Consider the following 17,274-nt stretch of genomic DNA (forward strand, 5'->3'; position numbering starts at 1 on the left):
GCTGGGGTTGCCTTGCCGCCGGCCCCTTTCTTCCGGAGGCCGTGGAGGACGCCATGCGCACGCTGAAAGCCCGCCTCGCCCCCGTGCTCGGGCTGCTCTTGGGCAGCGTGCTGGCGCTGGGGCCGGGCGCCCCCCCGGGCCTGTCCACGGCGAGCGCGGCCGAGGCGGCCGGGAACGCGTGCGCGGGCTCCGCGAACTTCCTCCTCGGCGCGGCGCGCTCGGACATCACCGGCCCCGCGGCGGAGGTGGGGATGATGGGCTACGCGCAGGTGTCCCAGAAGACGGAGGGCATCCACCTGCGGCTGTACTCGCGCGCGTTCGTCATCGCCTCGCCGTGCAACGGCCGGCGCGTGGCCTTCGTCAGCGCGGACCTGGGCATGGTGTTCCAGGCGGTGAAGCAGCAGGTGGTGGAGCGGCTGCGCGCGAAGCTGGGGGACACGTTCTCCGACGACAACGTGCTGCTCAGCGCCACGCACACGCACGCCGGGCCGGGCGGCTTCAGCCACTACACGCTCTACAACCTGAGCACCTTCGGCTTCGTGCCCCAGAACTTCGAGGCCATCGTCTCCGGCATCACGGACTCCATCCTGCGCGCGAACGCACGGCTGGCCGAGGGCTCGCTGCGGCTGGCCTCGGGGGACCTGCGCGGCGCCAGCGCCAACCGCTCACCGGAGGCCTACCTGCGCAACCCGGAGGCCGAGCGCGCCCGCTATCCCGACAACGTGGACACCCGCATGACGCTGCTGCGGATGACGGGCGCGGACGGGCGTGAGCTGGGGCTCGTCAACTGGTTCGCGGTGCACGCCACGTCCTTCGGCAACACGAACCCGTACATCAGCGGCGACAACAAGGGGCTCGCGTCGCACGCGTTCGAGGTGGGGCAGGGCGGGCTGACGCCCGGAGGCCCGGACACCTTCGTCGCGGCGTTCGCCAACTCCAATGAAGGCGACGTCACGCCCAACCTCCTGGGCGGCACGAACGGTGGCGGCGCGAACGACTTCGAGGACGCGGCCCTCTCCGCGAAGAAGCAGTACGACTTCGCCGCGCACCTGTGGGCCACCGCCGCGATGCCCGTGATGGGCGGCGTGGACTACCGGCACGCCTACGTGAAGATGGACGCGGTGGACGTCGCGCCCGCGTACGCGGACGGCAGCGCGCACCGCACGTGTCCGGCGGCCATCGGCCTGTCCATGCTGGCGGGCGCGGAGGACGGGCCCGGCTTCGGTTCGGAAGGGGCCACGTGCGAGTCCGTGCACGACGTGTGGAACCAGTTCACCTGCGCCGCCGTCACCACGCCCTGCCAGGGGGAGAAGCCCATCGTCCTGGAGATGGGCGCCATGAAGCCCTACCCGTGGTCCCCGGAGGTGCTGCCGCTGCAGCTGGTGACGGTGGGGCCGCTGGCGCTGGTGGCGGTGCCCTTCGAGATGACCACCATGGCGGGCCGGCGGCTGCGCGACACGGTGCGCGCGCAGCTGCAGGGCACGGGCGTGACGGACGTGGTCATCGCGGGGCCGGCCAACGCCTACTCGGGCTACGTGGCCACGCGCGAGGAGTACGCGCGCCAGGACTACGAGGGCGCATCCACGCACTTCGGCCCGTGGACGCTGGCGGCGCTGCAGCAGTCCTTCGCGGGGCTCGCGGGCTCGCTGCGCGAAGGGGCGTCCGTTTCGCCCGGGCCCACGCCGCGCGACCTGCGCAAGGCGGTGGTCGGGCTGCAGCCCGGCGTGGTGTTCGACGACAAGCTGCTCTGGGTGGACTTCGGCGCGGTCGCGGAGGAGGCGAAGGCGTCGTACGCGCGGGGCGACACGGCGAGCGTCACCTTCTGGGGGGGCCATCCGCGCAATGATTTGAAGTTGGGAGGCACCTACCTGCGCGTGCAGCGGCGGCAGGCGGACGGCACGTGGCGGGACGTGGCGCACGACGGGGAGGGCGGCGCGCTGTACCACTGGCAGCGCGAGTACTGCGTGCCCACGCTCGCGTGCTCGCATGTGCGGATCGACTGGCCCATCCCGCTGGACACGCCGCCGGGCACCTACCGGCTGGTGCACGAGGGCAACTGGAAGTCCGGCTGGGACGGGCGCGTGCACCCGTACTCGGGGAGCTCGCGCCCGTTCACCGTGCGGTAGCGCGCGCCCTCAGTCGCAGGTGCCGTCCGCGTTGCACTTCTTGTCGCACTTCTTGCAGACCGCGCCGCCCTTGCCGCACTGGTTCTTGTTGGGCGCGGGGATGCAGCTGTTGCCGTCGCAGCAGCCGCCGCAGGTGGTGGGGTCGCAGCGGCAGTTGCCGCCGATGCAGGCCTGGCCCGGGCCGCACGCGTTGTTGTTGCCGCAGAGGCACTTGCCCCCGAGGCAGCGGTCCGCGGTGTTGCGGCTACAGGCCGGGCCCGTTCCGCAGCCGCAGGTGCCCCGCGGCGTGCAGGTATCGGCGCGGTCCGCGTCGCAGCTCTCGCAGGCGACGCCGCCCACGCCACAGGTGCGGAACGTGCGCGCCGTGCAGATTCCCTCGCGGCAGCAGCCGTCCGCGCAGTCCAGGCAGAAGGTGCCCGTGCCGCCGTCGGGAGTGGGGCCGGAGGTCAGCCGCACGGTGACCTCCACTTCGTAGCCGTCGCGCACGCTGACGGTGGCCTCGCCCGACGCGACCACGGTGGCGTCGTCGCGCAGGCCCTCCACGCGGACGGTGGCCTGGGTGCCGTTGGCGGCGCCGTCCAGGAGGACGCGGAAGGTCTCGCCGCTCAGGAGCTCGCGGCTGGAGTCCTCCGGCAGGAGCGTGGTGGGCACGGAGGGGCCCTCCGCCACGGCGCCGGAGACGCGCAGGCGCGTGAGGTTCAGCGACGGCTCGAACTCGGTGGTGACGAAGAGGGCGGTGCCGGACGCGGCGGCGGGGTCGCGGCAGGCGGCCAGGGTCACCAGGGTCAGCAGGCCACTGCACAGGAGGAGCCGGACGAGCGCGCGGCGGGGGGATGCTCCCATGGAAGTCATGATGGTGAAGGAGGGTAGCGGTTCCTCCGTCGTGGCGTGGAAGGCCTGGTGCGCGCGGGAGCGATGGCGTTGGACAGCGGACGCTCACCTTCCGGTATCCGGGATGTCCGGTGTGTCACCGGACATGTTTCTCGCATGGCGCCGGGCGCGGGAAGGCCGCAGCATGGAGGATGCGCGGGACCGAGGGAGGCGGCAACGGCATGGTGGTCATCGTCATGGGCGTTTCAGGCACCGGGAAGTCCACGGTGGGCCGGGCGCTCGCGGACCGGCTGGGGTGGACGTTCGTGGACGCGGACGACCTGCACTCGGTGGAGAACCGCCGGAAGATGGCCGAGGGCACGGCGCTGACGGACGTGGACCGGCAGCCGTGGCTGGAGCTGTTGCGCGCGTGGATGGAGAAGGCGCTGGCGCAGGACGAGGACCTGGTGCTGGCGTTCTCCGGCCTCAAGCAGCTCTACCGCGCCAGGCTCACCGTGGACGCCGGGCGCGAGCGCTGGGTGTACCTGCACGCGCCCGCGGCCCTCATCCTCGAGCGGATCCAGAAGCGCCAGGGGCACTTCATGCCGGCGTCGCTGCTGCGAAGTCAGCTGGAGACGCTGGAGGTGCCCGAGGGCGCGTTCACCGTGGACGTGACGGAACCGCCGGACCGGGTGGTGACGCGCATCCTGGACGGGCTGGACCTGAAGTCCGGGTAGGGGGCCTTCAGCGCACGGGCTCGACGGTGGCGCCCAGGCGCTCCAGCAGCTCGCGGTACCAGGTGAAGGCGCGCTCGGCGTGGCCCTTCAGCTCCTTCGTGCCCCACAGCAGCGTGAGGGTGCGGCGCGTAGTGGCGTCCGTCTTGGTGCGCTGGGCGTCCTTCACCGCGTTGGCGCACGGGCCCTGCGCGTCGAAGAGGCACAGCAGGCCCTCCAGGTCGATGGTCTGCCCCGAGGCGTTGAAGACGTAGCGGTCACCCTGGATGGCGGTGGTGACGCGGAACGGCGCCTGGGCGCGGTCCAGGTCCACCACGCTGATGGGCAGGCCGCTGTGCAGCGACACGGCGTTGCATGCGTCCACCGCGGCGTTGATGGTGCCCAGGGTGCCGTCGCCGGAGGCGCGCACCAGGTACTCGGACGCGGGCTTGCCCCGGCCCGTGGGCTTGAAGCCGCCGTGGCGGAGCAGGTCGCGCACGGCGCCCCGCACGGCGTCGTCGCTCTGGACGGGCGCGGTGGCGCCGGGCTTCAGCAGGGCCTGCAGCCAGTCGGGCGCGGGCAGGTCCCCCAGGGGTGCGGGGAAGGAGGAGGTGAAGGCGACGAGGTCGAGGAGGGGATGGTTGTCGACGGTCAGCACGGCGGCACTCTACGCCACGCGCTGGTAGGGTAGGGATGGCCGCTGCTTCCCTTCGTGGTCCCTGCACCTGGAGCCTTCCGCATGCCCACGCTCATCCCCAAGCCCAACCGTGTGACGGCGGTGGGCAACAAGCCGAAGCTCATCGACGAGTACGTGGGGCGGGTGACCTCCAAGACGTCGAACATCAGCGTGGCCCACATGCGCAGCCCGGGAGGGTGGGAGGAGCCGGGCCAGACGCCCGAGTTCCGTGAAATCACCCTGGTGCTCGCGGGCACCCTGCGGGTGGAGCACAAGGGCGGGGTGATGGACGTGCACGCCGGCCAGACGGTGGTGTGCGAGCCGGGCGAGTGGGTCCGCTACAGCACCCCCGAGGAGGAGGGCGCGGAGTACGTGGCCATCTGCACCCCGGCGTTCTCCCCGGGCACCGTGCACCGGGACGCCTGAGGACGCCCGAGCCTCACGTTTCACGCTGGGCGGAATCCCGGGCGGGGGCCTGCCTGCCCGGATGCGCGGATGGACCTGGGGCCGTCGGGGGTTCGGAAGCATCCCTCCGGCGGGCGGCTCGTGGCATAAGGGCGCGCCGCCTGATTCCCCGGGCCTTTTCGGTACGCACATGATCCGTCTCGACAACATCGGCAAGCAACACGGTCAGCAGCTCCTCTTCATCGAGGCGTCGGCCGCGCTCCACAAGGGCGAAAAGGTGGGCCTGGTGGGCCCGAACGGCGCGGGCAAGACGACGCTGTTCCGGATGATGACCGGCCAGGAGTACCCGGACGAGGGACAGGTCTCCATCGACCGCGGCGTCACCATTGGCTACTTCAGCCAGGACGTCGGTGAGATGAACGGCCGCAGCGCGGTGTCCGAGGTGATGGACGGCGCGGGCCCGGTGAGCACCGTCGCGGCGGAGATGAAGGAGCTGGAAGCCGCCATGGGGGACCCGGACCAGGCGGACAACATGGAGAAGCTCGTCGAGCGCTACGGCGTCGCGCAGGGCCGCTTCGAGGAACTGGGCGGGTACGCGCTGGAGGGCCGCGCGCGAGAGATCCTGGCCGGCCTGGGCTTCAGCGAAGAGATGATGGACGGCGACGTGGGCAAGCTGTCCGGCGGTTGGAAGATGCGCGTGGCCCTGGCCCGCATCCTCTTGATGCGGCCGGACGCGATGTTCCTGGACGAGCCTTCCAACCACCTGGACCTGGAGTCGCTCATCTGGCTGGAGGGCTTCCTCAAGGGGTACGAGGGCGCGCTGCTGATGACGTCGCACGATCGCGAGTTCATGAACCGCATCGTGACGAAGGTGGTGGAGATCGACGGCGGTTCGCTGACGACGTACTCGGGCAACTACGACTTCTACGAGGGCCAGCGCGCGCAGAACGAGGCGCAGCAGCAGGCGCAGTACGAGCGTCAGCAGGCGATGCTCGCGAAGGAGATCAAGTTCATCGAGCGCTTCAAGGCCCGCGCGTCGCACGCCGCGCAGGTGCAGAGCCGGGTGAAGAAGCTGGAGAAGATTGAGAAGGTGGAGCCGCCCAAGCGCCGCTCCACGGTGCTCTTCGAGTTCCAGCCGCCGCCGCGTTCGGGTGACGACGTGGTGAACCTGAAGAACGTGAGCAAGGGCTACGGCAAGCGGACCATCTACAACGGTCTGGACTTCCTGGTGCGCCGCGCGGAGCGCTGGTGCGTGATGGGCGTGAACGGCGCGGGCAAGTCCACGCTGCTCAAGCTGGTGACGGGCTCGACGCAGCCGGATGAAGGCACGGTGGCGCTGGGTGGCAGCGTGAAGATGGGCTACTTCGCGCAGCACGCGATGGACCTCTTGGACGGAGAGAAGACGGTCTTCGAGCAGCTGTCGGACGCGTTCCCACGCGCGGGGCAGGGCTCGCTGAGGGCGCTGGCGGGCTGCTTCGGGTTCAGCGGCGACGAGGTGGAGAAGAAGTGCCGGGTGCTGTCGGGTGGAGAGAAGGCGCGTCTGGTGATGGCGCAGATGCTCTACGACCCGCCGAACTTCCTGGTGCTGGACGAGCCCACGAACCACCTGGACATGGGCACGAAGGAGATGCTGATCACGGCGCTGTCGCGCTACGAGGGCACGATGCTGTTCGTGTCCCACGACCGGCACTTCCTGGGAGCGCTGTCCAACCGCGTGCTGGAGCTGACGCCGGACGGCATCCACAAGTACGGCGGCGGCTACACGGAGTACGTCGCGCGCACGGGCCAGGAAGCCCCGGGCCTGCGCAGCTAGGAAATCCCAAGCTCTTCGAGGAGGGACCGAAGGGCTGGCCCCACTCCGTGGCGCGCGCAGACATCACGAAGTTCGGCAACATTCAGGTGTTGCCGATTGCGCTCCAGAAGCTCCAGGACGTCGGCCTTTGACTTCCATCCTCCCGCGAAAAGCTTCAAGGCGATGAGGTGGGGAAGGTCGACGACCCGGAGGCGACTGCCCGGATTCAAGGCCAACGACGCGGACTGAATGGCCTCTTGCGCAAGCGAGGTGTTGTCCTTCGCGCCAGGCCATGGATTCTGGAAGTTCACAATCTCGATGGTCTCGAAGTCCTCCCCCGAGACACGAAGGACTCCGCCCAGGGGATCCTCCGCATCGGGGTAGCTGAGATCGGTCTCGAACCCTTCCGCCCGTAGAGCCTCGTCAAGCTGACGAAACCGGGGGAAGGGATTGATGTTGATGGCCAGGTCGAAGTCTTCCGTCTGGCGAGGATAGTAGTGAACGGCCAGGGCGATAGCGCCAATCACCGCAGCGGGAATGCCGTGCTGCTCCAGGAGTCCGACCACGCGCTCGGCAACCTGGAGCGTTCGCTCCTGTCGGTTGGCACCCGCTGTACCGCTCACTTGGACGTACCGGGGCCGCGCTCGGTCGAGCGCGCAGGCGTGATGTAGCGCATCCGTTCCTTGAGGCTGAGCGCGAGGAGTACGCGCTCCCGGGGCGTCATCGCGGCCAGTCGCTCGAACTGGAGTCGCCGCGCCGAATCCGCGCTCTTGCTGGGGCGCTGCCCGTAGAGGCCACGAGGCGGTGGTGCGTTGTCGGAACTCATCGTGCCTCCCATTCTATTCGAACAGCTTGCTCGCGAGCCGTGCCAGGCGCTGGGCCTTGCCTCGGTACGGCGGGAAGAAGAGGTTCGTGAAGGCAGTGCGGCCCTGGCGCACCACCGCGCGCTCGTGGCTGAAGGTCTTGAAGCCCGCCTCACCGTGATACGCGCCCAGGCCGCTCTGGCCCACGCCTCCGAACGGCAGGTGCGGGTTCACGTTGTGCAACACCACGTTGTTCACCACCGTGCCGCCGGCGCTCGTCTCCTTGAGCAGGCGCTCCACCGTGGCCTCTTCGTGGCTGAAGACATACATGGCCAGCGGCTTGCCTCCCGCGCGCACGTGCGTCACCACTTCATCCAGTGACTCGAAGCGCAGCACCGGCAAGAGCGGCCCGAAGATCTCCTCGTCCATCACCGCCGACTCCGGCGTCACGTCCGCCAGCACCGTGGGCGCGATGTAGCGCGTCTCCGCGTGCACGCCGCCCCCCGCCACCACCCGCGCTCCCTGTGCCACGGATTCGTCCAGCAGGCCGCGCACGCGCTTGAACGCCCCGTCATCCACCATCCGGCAGAAGTCCGGCGTCGCGCGCCGCGCCTCCTCCGTCTTTCCGTAGAAGCGCTCCAGCGCGGCCTTCATCCCCGCCAGCAGCGCCTCCTCCTTCGACGCGTGCACCCAGACGTGGTCCGGCGCGATGCACGTCTGCCCCGCGTTGAGGAACTTCCCCCAGACAATCCGCTCCGCCGCCGCGTCCACGTCCGCCGACGCATCCACGATGACCGGCGACTTCCCACCCAGCTCCAGCGTCACTCCCGCCAGGTGCCGCGCCGCCGCCTCCATCACCCGCCGCCCCACGCGCGGCCCGCCCGTGAAGAAGAAGTGGTCGAACGGCAGCCGCAGCAGCGCCTCGCCCACCTCCGGCCCTCCCTCCACCAGCGCCACCTCATCCTGCGGGAACACGTCCCTGAGCAGCTGCGCCAGGAAGCGCGCCGTGCCCGGGGTCTTCTCACTCGGCTTGCACAGGACGGCGTTGCCCGCCGCCACCGCCGCCACCAGCGGCGACACCAGCAGGTGGAAGGGGTAGTTCCACGGCGCCAGGATGAGCACCACGCCCTTGGGCTCCGGGTGCACCTCGCTCTTCGTGCCCGCGAGCAAGAGCGGCGCCCCCACCTTGCGCGGCTTCATCCACGCCTTCAGGTGCTTCTGCACGTGCGCCAGCTCCAGCAGCACGGGCAGGATTTCCGTCGCCTCCACCTCCGCCGCGGGCTTGTGGAAGTCCTCGTGCAGGGCGTCCGCCAGCTCCTCGCGCCGCTCCAAGAGCAGCGCCTTGAGCTTCTCCAGCCGCGCGAGGCGCTCCTTCGGCCCCGTCTTCGCCAGCTCCCAGCGGCGCGCCTGCAAGCGGTCGAACACCGCCTGCAGGTCTCCAGGGACCAGGGCCTCCTCCACTGACACCACGCGCATGCCGGCTCCTCCTTCCCGCGCCCGTGCCTACTCCAGCATCCGGGTCGCGCGGGAGGCCCATTCCTGGGCCTTTCCCCGATACGGCGGGAAGAACACCGCAGCCAGCGACTTCATCCACTGGACCATCACCGCCCGCTCGTGGCTGAACGTCTTGAAGCCGTAGTGCCCGTGGTAGTTCCCCAACCCGCTCATCCCCACCCCACCGAACGGCAGGTTCGGGTTCGCCACGTGGATGAGCACGTTGTTCACCACCACCCCGCCCGACGTCGTGTGCTGGAGCACCTCCTCCACCACCTTCGAGTCCTGCGAGAACACGTACAGCGCCAGCGGCTTCCCGCCCTCGTTGATGTGCGCGTAGACCTCCTCGCGCCGCTCGTACGTCAGCACCGGCAACACCGGCCCGAAGATTTCTCCCTCCATGATGGGACTCTTCGTCGTCACCCCGGACAACACCGTGGGTGACACGTACCGCGACGGACCGTCCGCCGTGCCACCCGCCTCCACCTTCGCCCCCGCGGCGACCGTGCGGTCGAGCACCTCCTTGAGCCGCCTCCACGCCGCCGGGTCCACCACGCGCGCGAAGTCCGGGCTCGCCTGCCGCTCGGCCTCCGTCTCCCCGTAGAAGCGCGTCAGCACCGCCTTGAAGGCCTCCAGGAAGGCCTGCTGCTTCGACGCGGGCACGTAGATGTAGTCCGGCGCCACGCACGTCTGGCCCGCGTTGACGAACTTGCCCCACGCCAGCGCCTCCGCCGCCGCCTTCAGGTTCGCGGACTCGTCGATGATGACCGGCGACTTGCCGCCCAGCTCCAACGTCACGCTGGAGAGGAACTTCGTCGCCGCCATCATCACCTTGCGGCCGATGTTCGGGTTGCCCGTGAAGAAGAAGTGGTCGAACGGGTGCTGGAGCAGCGCCTCCGCCACCTCCGCGCCGCCCTCGAACACCGCCACCTCGTTCTCCGGGAACACGTCCCGCACCAGCTTCGCCAGGAAGCGCGACGTATGCGGCGTCTTCTCACTGGGCTTGAGCATCACCGCGTTGCCCGCGGCGATGGCCGCGATGAGCGGCGCCGCCAGCAGCTGGAACGGGTAGTTCCACGGCGACAGGATGACCACCACGCCCTTCGCCTCGAAGCGCACGTGGCTGGACGCGCCCTTGAGCGTCAGCGGCGTCGCCACGCGCTTGGGCTTCATCCACGACTTCAGGTGCTTCACCGTGTGGTTCAGCTCCTCCAGCGTCGGGTGCACTTCCGTCAGCTCCACCTCCATCGCCGGCTTGCGGAAGTCCTGGTGGATGGCCTCCGCCAGCTGCTCCCGCCTCGCGATGATGGCCTCGCGCAGCTTGCGCAGCCGCGCGATGCGCTCCGCCGCCGTGCTGCGCGACAGGTTCCAGCGGTTCGCGCGCTGCGACTCGAACACCGCGCGGATGCGGTCCACTTCAACCGAGGTCTGGGGAAGGAGGGACGCGACGGCTTCCAGCATGACGGAGCTCCGTTTCAGGAAAGACGCAAAGGGTCAGCGGGGCTCGAGCCCGCGAAGAAGGGTGGTGATGGCCGCCGTCAACTCAGCGGTGAAGTCCACGCGCAGGGGCGCCATGTGCGGCAGCGTCAGCACCTCGCGCGCCACGGGCGCGATGTCCGCCATCTGCCGCAGGCCCGTCATCAGCGCGTGCACGTGGCGGATGAGCTGGCCCGCTGACTCCGGCGTGAGGAAGGGCAGCCGCGCCTGGAGCAGCGCCGCCGTCGTGCCCATGGCCACCAGCACGCGCTCCTTGAACGCCTGCGTCTGCGCCACGGTCACGTTCTGCTCCAGCACCGTCTGCATCAGCGCCAGCAGCCGCGTGAAGGTCTCCTCACCCTCCAGCGACGCGGCCACCGCGCGCGCCAGCTGGTGGCCCGTCCACGTGCCGCCCTGGGACAAGCGGCCGTTCAGCTTCGCGAACCACGCGGTGAGCAGGTCGTCCAGGAGCGCCAGGAACAGCGCCTCCTTCGTCGGGAAGTAGAGGAACACCGTCCCCTTCGCCAGGCCCGTGCGCGCCGCGACGTCCGCCATCTTCACCTGGGCGAACGACGTGGCCTCGAACAGCGCTCGCGCCGCGTCCAGCAGCTCCCGCCGCCGCGCTTCCTTGTCCTCGTCCCGCCGCGCCCGGAGCGCGACGACGCGCTTCGCGGCCAGTGCTCCCGCCATGACCCGGAGTTAAATGACCCCGGGTCACCGGTCAAGCCGGGGCGACGTCCTCCTTCCACCGGCGGACAGCCAGGAGGGGAGGGGGATGGCGCCGTGTAATCCCGTGTGCGACGCTGGGTGACATGATGAGGCCCATCGACGCGGAGCTGCTGTCGGGGAGCGCGCTGTACCGGGAGGTCGTGCTGCGCAAGCTGGCCCACGCGCGCGAGTCGGTGTGGATGGCCACCGCCAACGTGAAGGCCATGTACGTGGAGCGGGCAAAGGGGGCGTTCGTGCCACTCCTGGAGGTGCTGGACGGGCTGGCCGCCCGGGGCGTGGCGCTGCGGCTCTTGCACGCGGAGCTGCCCAGCCGGCCGTTCCGGGCCGCGTTCGACGCCCGCTCCCGGCTGGTGAAGGGCGGGCTGGAACTGAAGGTGTGCCCGCGCGTGCACTTCAAGGCGGTGGTGGTGGATGGCGCCTGGGTCTACCTGGGAAGCGCCAACCTCACCGGCGCGGGACTGGGCGCCAAGGGCGATGACGTCCGCAACTTCGAGCTGGGTTTCGTGACCGAGGACTTCGACACCATCGACCGGACGACCGCCCTCTTTGACGCGGTGTGGAGCGGCGCCGAGTGCCGCGGGTGTCGGCTTCGCGCGGTGTGTCCGGACCCCATCTTGCCCTCCGGCGGCGGACAGGCGAAGAAACGGGGACGGGACGCGGTGCGGTTGGGGAAGTCCCGGCGCTTGAGCCGTCCACGGGAGGACTCCACATGAAGCTGTACCTCGCGCCTCGCGGCGCGCGCGGGCGGACCGGGCCGGAGTGACGCTTCCAGCCGCCAGAGCGTGGGACGCCGCGGACGCGGAGGTCCGGGCCCGTCAGCGGGTCCGGCGGCGCACGTATTGGCTGTGCGCGCTGCTCATCACGCTGGGCTCGCTGGCGCACCCGCTGGTGCTGGGCCGCTTCCGCGCCGACTTCCTGGCGGTGCACCTGGCGTGGGCCGCGACGTTCTTCGTGCTGGGCGCGGTCGTGGGCGCCGGGTGGCTGCGCCCCCCGTTCAGCGGCATCGCGTCGGGCCTCGTCAGCCTGGCCGCGCTCACCGTGTGCATCCAGCTCACCGGGGGTCTGGCGAGCCCGCTGTTCCCCGCCTTCTACACGGTGCCCCTCTTCGTCACCGTCTTCGTCCCGGGCCAGCGGCTGCCGGTGTGGTTCGCCATCGGCGGCACGCTGGTGTCGGTGGCGGTGATGGCGTGGCTGTCGCAGGTGCCGTGGGCGATGTTCGTCAGCCAGTGCATCAGCCTCGTCTTCGTGTTCGCGGTGTCCGCGCACGGCGCGGAGGCCTTCCGCAAGCTGCGCGCCGCGGAGCGCACCGCGCACCTGGAGCGCGTGGAGGCCCTGCGGCGGCTGGCGGAGAGCGAGTCGCGCCGCGCGCGCGTGGAGCGCCAGCGCGCGGAGGTGGAGCGGCTGGTGGTGGTGGGGCAGCTGGCCGCGGGCGTGGCCCACGAGGTGAACAACCCGCTCGCGTACGTGAAGTCGAACCTGCACTACCTCCAGGAGGAATGGGCGCACGGCGTGCCCGACGACCTGGAGGACGTGCGGCGCGTGCTGGATGAAACGCAGCAGGGCGTGATGCGCATCCAGCAGATCGTCACCGACCTGCGCCTGTTCTCCCGCGAGGCCCCCGACGGCGCGGAGTCCTGCGACGTCGCGGAGACGCTGGCCGAGGCGCAGCGGCTGGCCTCGGTGCGCCTGCGCAGCCTGGGCGTGGTGGAGCGCGACGTGGCGCCGGGGCTGGCCCCCGCGCGCGTCACGGCCCGCCACCTGGTGCAGGTGCTGGTGAACCTGCTGCTCAACGCCGCGGACGCGCTGGAGGGCGCGCGCTCCAGCAAGCCCGCGCACGTGATGCTGCGCGCGCGCATGGACGACGGCCGCGTGCGGGTGGAGGTGGAGGACAACGGGCCGGGCATCCCGGAGGCCGCGCTGCCGCGCCTCTTCGAGCCCTTCTTCACCACCAAGCCGCCCGGCAAGGGCACCGGCCTGGGCCTGGCGCTCTGCCGCGACTACGTGGCGCGCGCGGGCGGCACCCTGGAGGCGGAGAACCGCGCGGAAGGCGGTGCGCGCTTCATCCTCCGGCTGCCCGTCGCCGGGACTTCATCCCCCCCTGTCCACCGCGAGCCCCCCGCCGCCGTGGATGCGAACGCGGAGCCCGCGGCGGAGTAGCGCTCCCCCCAAGCCGCGAGCGCGCCTCATCGCTCCAGCGCGTGCGCGACCTGACCCAGGAGGCGCAGGCGCGGCGAGTCCAGCTTGCGCACGGTGCGCATGAGGCGGCGCACCTCCGGACGCTCACGGTACTCCGGCGGGTCCTCCGCGAGCTGCGGCGCGCCGTCCTCCGTCACCGCCGCCGTCGCGCTCAACCCGAGCAGCACGTCCGACGAGCAGCTGAGCACCAGGCACAGCTTCCGCAACGTCCGCACGCTGGGCAGCATGTGCCCGCGCTCCAGCCGCCCGTACACCTCGGTGGCGATGCCAACGCGCTCGGCGACATCGGCCTGCGTCAGCTCCAGCCGCTGCCGGGCCACTCGCACCGCGTTTCCAATGAGGGTTGCCAGTCGTTGTTCCATGGCGTGGAAAACCTGTCGAAAGAGGAGCTTCTCCCCCCGCTTTTCAGACGGAGAGGTACCGGGGAGAAGTCGCTGCCTTGCGTGACCTCGTGAGACACAGATTACGAGTGGGGTCTGACATCTCCGGGCATGCGGACAGGGCCCGCAAACCCTCGACAATCCGCCGTTTCCGCCGTTCTCGCGCACGCGTTTCGCAAGGCTTCCCGGGTGATTTTTTCGCGCGCGTCCTCCGCGTCGAACCGGGGTGGTAGGCGGGCACGGCTCCGCCCCTCCCATGACGTCACGGGAAGGCCGTGCGAGGTCGCCCGACGTGCCAGGTTGCTTCGTGGGCTGGGAGACGTTTCCGCGAGGGTCCGGGGAGACCGCGCGCTTCCGGCGGAGGGCTGCCGGAAGCGGGGCGCTGCGACCCGGAGTGGCTCCCGCGCTGCTTCAGCGCTGCTTCAGGATTCGGACGGCAGCGCCGCGCGCGCTTCGGAGTACTCGCGCACCATGCGCTCGACGACGGTGGCGGCGGGCAGCACGTCCTTCACGAAGGCCACGCCCTGGCCCGCGCTCCAGGTGTCCTTCCACGCCTTGCCCTGGCCCGCGCGGAAGCGCTCCAGCGCGCTCTTGATGAAGTTGCCGTGCACGCCCGTGACCTCCTTCGTGTACTCGAGGTCCTCCGGCCCGGCGTCCACCAGCGCCTGCTTGTAGTCGGGCGCGGCGCCCGCCTCCTCCGTGGCGAGGAAGCGCGTGCCCACGTACGCGCCATCCAGCCCCAGCGCGAGCGTCGCGGCCAGGTGGCGTCCGGTGGACAGCGCGCCCGCGAGCACCACCGGCACGCCCAGCTCCGCCTTGAGCCACGGCCCCAGCACCAGGGGGCTCAGGTTGCCCGCGTGGCCACCCGCGCCGCTGCCCACCGCGACGAGCGCGTCCACGCCGGCCTTCACGGCCTTCTCCGCGTGGCGCAGCGAAATCACGTCGCTCCACACCTTGCCGCCATACGCGTGCACGCGCTCCACGATGGGCGTGGGGTCGCCCAGGCTGGTGATGACCAGCGGCACCTTTCGCTCCACCGTCGCGGCCACGTCCTCCTCCAGGCGCTCGGCCCACTTGAGGATGAGGTTCACGCCGAAGGGCACGTCCTTGGGGAACGTGGCGAGGAAGTCCCGGTACGCCTGCGCGGTGCGGTAGTTGAGCGACGGCACCGCGCCGATGGCGCCCGCGCGTCCGGCGGCCTCCAGCAGCGCGGCGTTGGACACCAGGAACATGGGGGCGGCGATGATGGGATAGCGGATGCCCAACATCCGGGTGACGGCGGTGTCGATGCGCGAAGGGGCCATGACGCGCATTGGAGCATGCGTGCACGCGGGCGCGAGGCCGAAAAATCGGCCCGGGCGGCGTTGTCAATCACGGCGTGTCCCGGTGGGGGAAAACCCCTGGTGTTTCCGTGGTTTACGTAGCACGTAGGGCTGACATAAGGTGCCCGCCCCGACGCCGAGTCGGGAAACCGGGGAGTCCCTTCGGTGTCGCGAACCGGGGAGCGCCGCCGAGCGCCTTCGCGGGGAGGCCAGAGCCAGTCGTGAGTGACGAGCGTCCGGACGCGCTGCTCAAGAGCGCACTCGAAAAGATCGTCTACTTCGAGGCCCGTGCGCAGCAGTTGCATGGCGAGCTGGCGTCCGCGCGCGACGAGCTTTCGCACCTCAAGGAAGACCTGGCGCAGGCGCACCAGCGCGAGCTGGACCTGCGCCGCGAGCTGGCCGAGCTGGAGGTCAAGAGCGGCCGTGCGCAGACGGAGCGCGAGGAGCTGAACCGGGTCAACCACGCGCTGCGGCTGGAGCGCGACCAGCTGATGGCGAAGCTGCTGGACGCGAGCCGGATCCACTCCTCGGGGCAGGCGCGCGCGCTGGCGGACGACGATGCCGACGAGCTGGGGTTCGACCTGGCGTCGTTCATCTCGCAGCTGCGCAGCGAGGTGATCCTCCGCGGGGACGTGCCCGCGGTGCGCACGCCGTACAGCGGGCCCGCGGTGCCGCTGAAGTCCCCGGAGCCCATCGTTCCGTGGACGGAGCGCCCCCCGCAGCCCATCCCGCCCCGGGCGCCGTCGGCGTCGTCGAGCGCGGCGGATTCAGGGCTGTCGCCGGTGGCTCGCGAGGCGCAGCGGCTGCACAGCGAAGGCCGCCTGCGGGTGAGCGCGGAGCAGATGGCGGAGCTGTCGGGGCACGCGGGCAGCACCACGGACGAGACGCTGTTCGGGTTCTCCGTGCGGGAGCTGTCGGCGGCGGACGCGGCGGCGCGGGTGCGGGCGGCGGAGCGGCTGAAGGCGCTGGCGCATCCGGCGGCGGCGCCCGCGCTGGCGGCGGCGCTGCATGCGGAGACGGACGCGACGGCGCAGGTGGCGCTGGTGCAGGCGTTCGCGGGGCTGTGCCGGGAGGAGGGCGCGTCGGTGGTGTCGCCGCTCCTGTCGTCGCCGGTGCCGGAGGTGCGCATCGCGGCGTTGAAGGCGCTGCTGGTGCTGGCGCCGAAGGACGCGGCGCCGCATCTGGCGCAGGCGATGAAGGACTCGGACCGGTCGGTGCGCCGGCGCGCGTCGCTGCTGGCCCTGGGGTTGGAGGGGGAGACGGCGCGGCGGCTGGGCGAGGACGCGATCCACGACACGGATCCAGAGGTCCGCGCGCTGGCGGCGCTGGCGCTGGGCGCGGGCCGGGGCGAGAACGCTCGGACGCTGCTGCTGGGCGCGCTGGATGACAGCGAGGCGCGCGTGCGCAAGGCGGCGGCGCAGAGCCTGTCGCGCATCCTGGGGCACGACGTGTCCGCGGTGGTCGCGCTGGATGATGCGCACCGGCGCCGGGAGATCCGCCGGCTGGCGACGCTGCCCGTGAAGCCCGTGCGCGCGACGCTGGAAGTGAAGCCCGTGGAGCCCGTGCGCGTGGCGCCCGTGGCCGCGGACGTGGCGCAAGCGGTGGAGCAGGGCGCGCAGCCCGTGGCGGCGCAGAGCGCGCAGCCTGTGATGCAGGGCGGGCAGCCCGTGGCGGCGAATGCCGCGCAGCCGGTCGTCGCGCAGGATGTACAGCCGCAGCAGGTGAACGTCCCGGTCGCGGCGCAGTCGCCCATCCCTTCGATTCCCGCGCACGCCGTGCCGGTGTCGCTCGCGGATGTCGCCGCGAACACGTCCCAGTGGACCGCCGCTCCGATGGCTGCCCCCGCACTCGCGGTCGCCACGGTGGGCGCGGCCCGCTCCGCACCTGCCGTGATGCACGGGGCTCCTCCCGCTCCTGCCCGGGTCGCGAACGGCGGGCCCGTGTCCTTCGCTTCAGGCCCTTCCGTACCGCCGTCACGCCCGGTGGCCTCCGTTCCTCCCGCGCCGCCTGCCGCGCCCGCGCAGCCCGCCGCGCGGCGGACGCCCGTGCAGGCCGCGCTGGTCGCCATGGGCGCGCCTCCTCCCGCCCGGGCTCCCGCGCCTGCCGCCGCGCCGCCGGTGCCTCCCAAGCGCGGCCCGTCTCCCGTGGAAGCGCTGTGTGGGGCGATGTTGCAGGAGGTGCGGGTCGCCGTCCGGGGACGCTCGCTCGCCGAGCTGACGTCCGGGCTGTCCGCTCCGGCGGAGCTGGCCCAGGAGGCTGTTGCCCTGCTGGTGGCCCGAGGGGCCATCGTGCGAAGGGGGCACAAATACTTCGCCGCTTGAGGCAAGGTGCAACGAGCCGGGCCTCACACGT

At 71.2% G+C, this 17,274-nt stretch carries 16 protein-coding genes; 7 read left to right on the forward strand and 9 right to left on the reverse strand.

The genetic code is table 11. The annotated features are described in order from the left end of the window. Positions 1-53 precede the first annotated feature (53 nt). Positions 54-2,126: a neutral/alkaline ceramidase gene (locus NR792_RS29975; RefSeq protein WP_375756123.1), complete on the forward strand. Its 2,073-nt coding sequence runs from the start codon at positions 54-56 to the stop codon at positions 2,124-2,126. A 9-nt stretch (positions 2,127-2,135) separates the two neighbouring features. On the opposite strand, the gene NR792_RS29980 is transcribed toward NR792_RS29975, so the two are convergent. Then, positions 2,136-2,969, reverse strand: coding sequence for a hypothetical protein (locus NR792_RS29980; protein ID WP_375756124.1), 834 nt, complete (start codon positions 2,967-2,969; stop codon positions 2,136-2,138). Between the two features lie 209 nt (positions 2,970-3,178). On the opposite strand from NR792_RS29980, the gene NR792_RS29985 reads away from it, so the two are divergent. Next, entirely contained in the window at positions 3,179-3,673 is a 495-nt protein-coding gene (locus tag NR792_RS29985) for a gluconokinase (RefSeq protein ID WP_375761716.1), read from the forward strand. A 7-nt stretch (positions 3,674-3,680) separates the two neighbouring features. Here the strand turns inward: NR792_RS29985 and NR792_RS29990 are convergent, their stop codons facing one another. Beyond that, a complete protein-coding gene (locus tag NR792_RS29990; protein ID WP_375756125.1) occupies positions 3,681-4,307 on the reverse strand; it encodes a phenylalanine--tRNA ligase beta subunit-related protein in 627 nt (208 codons plus the stop codon). 81 nt (positions 4,308-4,388) lie between these two features. On the opposite strand from NR792_RS29990, the gene NR792_RS29995 reads away from it, so the two are divergent. Together NR792_RS29995 and NR792_RS30000 are read left to right on the forward strand one after the other, a co-directional pair. After that, positions 4,389-4,751: a cupin domain-containing protein gene (locus NR792_RS29995; RefSeq protein ID WP_120523820.1), complete on the forward strand. Its 363-nt coding sequence runs from the start codon at positions 4,389-4,391 to the stop codon at positions 4,749-4,751. 169 nt (positions 4,752-4,920) lie between these two features. Beyond that, positions 4,921-6,543: an ABC-F family ATP-binding cassette domain-containing protein gene (locus NR792_RS30000; RefSeq protein WP_375756126.1), complete on the forward strand. Its 1,623-nt coding sequence runs from the start codon at positions 4,921-4,923 to the stop codon at positions 6,541-6,543. On the opposite strand, the gene NR792_RS30005 is transcribed toward NR792_RS30000, so the two are convergent. The 5 genes from NR792_RS30005 to NR792_RS30025 are packed head-to-tail and all read right to left on the reverse strand — an operon-like array spanning position 6,540 to position 10,985. After that, positions 6,540-7,088, reverse strand: coding sequence for a hypothetical protein (locus tag NR792_RS30005; protein ID WP_375756127.1), 549 nt, complete (start codon positions 7,086-7,088; stop codon positions 6,540-6,542). The genes NR792_RS30000 and NR792_RS30005 overlap by 4 nt on opposite strands. A 53-nt stretch (positions 7,089-7,141) precedes the next feature. After that, the gene (locus NR792_RS30010) at positions 7,142-7,348 is read right to left on the reverse strand and encodes a hypothetical protein (RefSeq protein WP_375756128.1); all 207 of its coding nucleotides are present in this window, start codon (positions 7,346-7,348) and stop codon (positions 7,142-7,144) included. Positions 7,349-7,361: 13 nt separating this feature from the next. After that, complete coding sequence (locus NR792_RS30015) at positions 7,362-8,801, reverse strand: aldehyde dehydrogenase family protein (RefSeq protein ID WP_375756129.1); 1,440 nt, start codon at positions 8,799-8,801, stop codon at positions 7,362-7,364. Positions 8,802-8,828: 27 nt separating this feature from the next. Further along, positions 8,829-10,280 (reverse strand): aldehyde dehydrogenase family protein, encoded by a 1,452-nt coding sequence (locus tag NR792_RS30020; RefSeq protein WP_375756130.1) that lies wholly within the window; start codon positions 10,278-10,280, stop codon positions 8,829-8,831. Positions 10,281-10,313: 33 nt separating this feature from the next. Then, entirely contained in the window at positions 10,314-10,985 is a 672-nt protein-coding gene (locus NR792_RS30025) for a TetR family transcriptional regulator (RefSeq protein WP_375756131.1), read from the reverse strand. Between the two features lie 125 nt (positions 10,986-11,110). Between NR792_RS30025 and NR792_RS30030 the strand changes: the two genes are divergently transcribed. Both NR792_RS30030 and NR792_RS30035 read left to right on the forward strand, forming a co-directional pair. Then, positions 11,111-11,737: a phospholipase D-like domain-containing protein gene (locus tag NR792_RS30030; RefSeq protein ID WP_375761717.1), complete on the forward strand. Its 627-nt coding sequence runs from the start codon at positions 11,111-11,113 to the stop codon at positions 11,735-11,737. A 46-nt stretch (positions 11,738-11,783) separates the two neighbouring features. After that, positions 11,784-13,181, forward strand: coding sequence for a sensor histidine kinase (locus tag NR792_RS30035; RefSeq protein WP_375756132.1), 1,398 nt, complete (start codon positions 11,784-11,786; stop codon positions 13,179-13,181). 26 nt (positions 13,182-13,207) lie between these two features. On the opposite strand, the gene NR792_RS30040 is transcribed toward NR792_RS30035, so the two are convergent. Both NR792_RS30040 and NR792_RS30045 read right to left on the reverse strand, forming a co-directional pair. Further along, the gene (locus NR792_RS30040) at positions 13,208-13,582 is read right to left on the reverse strand and encodes a helix-turn-helix transcriptional regulator (protein WP_014393392.1); all 375 of its coding nucleotides are present in this window, start codon (positions 13,580-13,582) and stop codon (positions 13,208-13,210) included. Between the two features lie 440 nt (positions 13,583-14,022). Beyond that, positions 14,023-14,904 carry an NAD(P)H-dependent flavin oxidoreductase gene (locus NR792_RS30045; RefSeq protein WP_375756133.1) on the reverse strand — a complete coding sequence of 294 codons (882 nt, stop codon included), beginning with the start codon at positions 14,902-14,904 and terminating at the stop codon, positions 14,023-14,025. A 239-nt stretch (positions 14,905-15,143) separates the two neighbouring features. On the opposite strand from NR792_RS30045, the gene NR792_RS30050 reads away from it, so the two are divergent. Continuing rightward, complete coding sequence (locus NR792_RS30050; RefSeq protein WP_375756134.1) at positions 15,144-17,243, forward strand: HEAT repeat domain-containing protein; 2,100 nt, start codon at positions 15,144-15,146, stop codon at positions 17,241-17,243. The last annotated feature ends 31 nt before the right edge of the window (positions 17,244-17,274 follow it).

Origin of the sequence: Corallococcus exercitus, from assembly GCF_042231735.1 — a bacterium.
Taxonomy (GTDB): domain Bacteria; phylum Myxococcota; class Myxococcia; order Myxococcales; family Myxococcaceae; genus Corallococcus; species Corallococcus exercitus_B.

Excerpts from the sequence above, each read along its gene's own strand:
- NR792_RS30015 (WP_375756129.1), bottom strand. The coding sequence starts at position 8,801 with ATGCGCGTGGTGTCAGTGGAGGAGGCCCTGGTCCCTGGAGACCTGCAG.
- NR792_RS30010 (WP_375756128.1), bottom strand. The coding sequence starts at position 7,348 with ATGAGTTCCGACAACGCACCACCGCCTCGTGGCCTCTACGGGCAGCGC.
- NR792_RS29985 (WP_375761716.1), top strand. The coding sequence starts at position 3,179 with ATGGTGGTCATCGTCATGGGCGTTTCAGGCACCGGGAAGTCCACGGTG.
- NR792_RS29980 (WP_375756124.1), bottom strand. The coding sequence starts at position 2,969 with ATGGGAGCATCCCCCCGCCGCGCGCTCGTCCGGCTCCTCCTGTGCAGT.
- NR792_RS29975 (WP_375756123.1), top strand. The coding sequence starts at position 54 with ATGCGCACGCTGAAAGCCCGCCTCGCCCCCGTGCTCGGGCTGCTCTTG.
- NR792_RS29995 (WP_120523820.1), top strand. The coding sequence starts at position 4,389 with ATGCCCACGCTCATCCCCAAGCCCAACCGTGTGACGGCGGTGGGCAAC.
- NR792_RS30045 (WP_375756133.1), bottom strand. The coding sequence starts at position 14,904 with ATGGCCCCTTCGCGCATCGACACCGCCGTCACCCGGATGTTGGGCATC.
- NR792_RS30020 (WP_375756130.1), bottom strand. The coding sequence starts at position 10,280 with ATGCTGGAAGCCGTCGCGTCCCTCCTTCCCCAGACCTCGGTTGAAGTG.
- NR792_RS30000 (WP_375756126.1), top strand. The coding sequence starts at position 4,921 with ATGATCCGTCTCGACAACATCGGCAAGCAACACGGTCAGCAGCTCCTC.
- NR792_RS30040 (WP_014393392.1), bottom strand. The coding sequence starts at position 13,582 with ATGGAACAACGACTGGCAACCCTCATTGGAAACGCGGTGCGAGTGGCC.
- NR792_RS30025 (WP_375756131.1), bottom strand. The coding sequence starts at position 10,985 with ATGGCGGGAGCACTGGCCGCGAAGCGCGTCGTCGCGCTCCGGGCGCGG.
- NR792_RS30030 (WP_375761717.1), top strand. The coding sequence starts at position 11,111 with ATGAGGCCCATCGACGCGGAGCTGCTGTCGGGGAGCGCGCTGTACCGG.